Consider the following 3,097-nt stretch of genomic DNA (forward strand, 5'->3'; position numbering starts at 1 on the left):
TTTCACTTCTGAGTTCGGCATGGATTCAGGTGGGTCCGCTGCGCTATGGCCGCCAAGCAAATTCGGTTTATTACCCGTTACTGTTGTTTCTTTTTCAGTAACCAGCAATGTCAATCTTAAACAAGCTTACTTCATCAATGTTTGTCTCTCAGACAAAACACCTTCGGTGTTGTCAGGTTAAGCCTCACGGTTCATTAGTACTGGTTAGCTCAACGTATCGCTACGCTTACACACCCAGCCTATCAACGTCTTAGTCTTAAACGTTCCTTTAGGTCACTCTAGGTGACAGGGAAGACTCATCTCGAGGCAAGTTTCCCGCTTAGATGCTTTCAGCGGTTATCTCTTCCGCACTTAGCTACCGGGCAATGCCATTGGCATGACAACCCGAACACCAGTGGTGCGTTCACTCCGGTCCTCTCGTACTAGGAGCAACCCCTCTCAATCTTCCAACGCCCACGGCAGATAGGGACCGAACTGTCTCACGACGTTCTAAACCCAGCTCGCGTACCACTTTAAATGGCGAACAGCCATACCCTTGGGACCTACTTCAGCCCCAGGATGTGATGAGCCGACATCGAGGTGCCAAACACCGCCGTCGATATGAACTCTTGGGCGGTATCAGCCTGTTATCCCCGGAGTACCTTTTATCCGTTGAGCGATGGCCCTTCCATTCAGAACCACCGGATCACTAAGACCTACTTTCGTACCTGCTCGAGCCGTCACTCTCACAGTCAAGCTGGCTTATGCCTTTGCACTAACCGCATGATGTCCGACCATGCTTAGCCAACCTTCGTGCTCCTCCGTTACTCTTTAGGAGGAGACCGCCCCAGTCAAACTACCCACCAGACACGGTCCCCGACCCAGATTATGGGCCTAGGTTAGAACATCAAACGTTAAAGGGTGGTATTTCAAGGTTGACTCCATGCAGACTGGCGTCCACACTTCTTAGTCTCCCACCTATCCTACACATCAAGGCTCAATGTTCAGTGTCAAGCTATAGTAAAGGTTCACGGGGTCTTTCCGTCTTGCCGCGGGTACACTGCATCTTCACAGCGAGTTCAATTTCACTGAGTCTCGGGTGGAGACAGCCTGGCCATCATTACGCCATTCGTGCAGGTCGGAACTTACCCGACAAGGAATTTCGCTACCTTAGGACCGTTATAGTTACGGCCGCCGTTTACTGGGGCTTCGATCAAGAGCTTCTCCCTAAGGATAACCCCATCAATTAACCTTCCAGCACCGGGCAGGCGTCACACCGTATACGTCCACTTTCGTGTTTGCACAGTGCTGTGTTTTTAATAAACAGTTGCAGCCAGCTGGTATCTTCGACTGGCTTCGGCTCCGTCCGCGAGGGACTTCACTTACCGCCAGCGTGCCTTCTCCCGAAGTTACGGCACCATTTTGCCTAGTTCCTTCACCCGAGTTCTCTCAAGCGCCTGAGTATTCTCTACCTGACCACCTGTGTCGGTTTGGGGTACGATTGTTGGTAACCTGAAGCTTAGAGGCTTTTCCTGGAAGCAGGGCATCAATTGCTTCACCACCTTAGTGGCTCGTCATCACACCTCAGCATTAAGTGACCGGATTTGCCTAATCACTCTGCCTACATGCTTGAACCGGGACGACCGTCGCCCGGACAACCTAGCCTTCTCCGTTCCCCCATCGCAGTTACCACCAGTACGGGAATATTAACCCGTTTCCCATCGACTACGCTTTTCAGCCTCGCCTTAGGGGTCGACTCACCCTGCCCCGATTAACGTTGGACAGGAACCCTTGGTCTTCCGGCGTGCGGGTTTTTCACCCGCATTATCGTTACTTATGTCAGCATTCGCACTTCTGATACCTCCAGCATACCTCACAGTACACCTTCGCAGGCTTACAGAACGCTCCCCTACCCAACAACACCTAAGTGTCGCTGCCGCAGCTTCGGTGCATGGTTTAGCCCCGTTACATCTTCCGCGCGGGCCGACTCGACCAGTGAGCTATTACGCTTTCTTTAAATGATGGCTGCTTCTAAGCCAACATCCTGGCTGTCTGAGCCTTCCCACTTCGTTTCCCACTTAACCATGACTTTGGGACCTTAGCTGGCGGTCTGGGTTGTTTCCCTCTTCACGACGGACGTTAGCACCCGCCGTGTGTCTCCCGTGATAACATTCTTCGGTATTCGCAGTTTGCATCGAGTTGGTAAGTCGGGATGACCCCCTAGTCGAAACAGTGCTCTACCCCCGAAGATGAGTTCACGAGGCGCTACCTAAATAGCTTTCGGGGAGAACCAGCTATCTCCCGGTTTGATTGGCCTTTCACCCCCATCCACAAGTCATCCGCTAATTTTTCAACATTAGTCGGTTCGGTCCTCCAGTTAGTGTTACCCAACCTTCAACCTGCCCATGGATAGATCACCGGGTTTCGGGTCTATACCCTGCAACTCATTCGCCCAGTTAAGACTCGGTTTCCCTACGGCTCCCCTATTCGGTTAACCTTGCTACAGAATATAAGTCGCTGACCCATTATACAAAAGGTACGCAGTCACCCCATAAAGAGGCTCCTACTGCTTGTACGTACACGGTTTCAGGTTCTTTTTCACTCCCCTCGCCGGGGTTCTTTTCGCCTTTCCCTCACGGTACTGGTTCACTATCGGTCAATCAGGAGTATTTAGCCTTGGAGGATGGTCCCCCCATATTCAGACAGGATAACACGTGTCCCGCCCTACTCGTCGAGTTCACAATAACAGCATCTTCAGATACGGGGCTATCACCCTTTACTGCCGGACTTTCCAGACCGTTCTCCTGATGCTGCTATTGATTAAGACTCTGGGCTGTTCCCCGTTCGCTCGCCGCTACTAGGGGAATCTCGGTTGATTTCTTTTCCTCGGGGTACTGAGATGTTTCAGTTCTCCCGGTTCGCTTCATTAACCTATGTATTCAGTTAATGATAATATCCATTGGATATTGGGTTTCCCCATTCGGAAATCGTCGGGTATAACGGTTCATATCACCTTACCGACGCTTATCGCAGATTAGCACGTCCTTCATCGCCTCTGATTGCCTAGGCATCCACCGTGTACGCTTATTCGCTTAACCTCACAACCCGAAGATGTCTT

General features: G+C 51.3%; 1 protein-coding gene and 1 rRNA gene. One reads left to right on the forward strand and one right to left on the reverse strand.

The genetic code is table 11. The features are described from left to right. On the forward strand, positions 1 to 181 hold a 181-nt coding region (locus tag ACNARN_RS18495; protein WP_416304808.1), incomplete at its 5' end, for a hypothetical protein. On the opposite strand, the gene ACNARN_RS18500 is transcribed toward ACNARN_RS18495, so the two are convergent. Then, positions 174 to 3,077, reverse strand: a 23S ribosomal RNA gene (locus tag ACNARN_RS18500). The two genes, ACNARN_RS18495 and ACNARN_RS18500, sit on opposite strands and share 8 nt — an antisense overlap. Between the last annotated feature and the right edge of the window lie 20 nt (positions 3,078 to 3,097).

This window comes from Proteus sp. TSJ240517 (assembly GCF_047921575.1).
Classification (GTDB): domain Bacteria; phylum Pseudomonadota; class Gammaproteobacteria; order Enterobacterales; family Enterobacteriaceae; genus Proteus.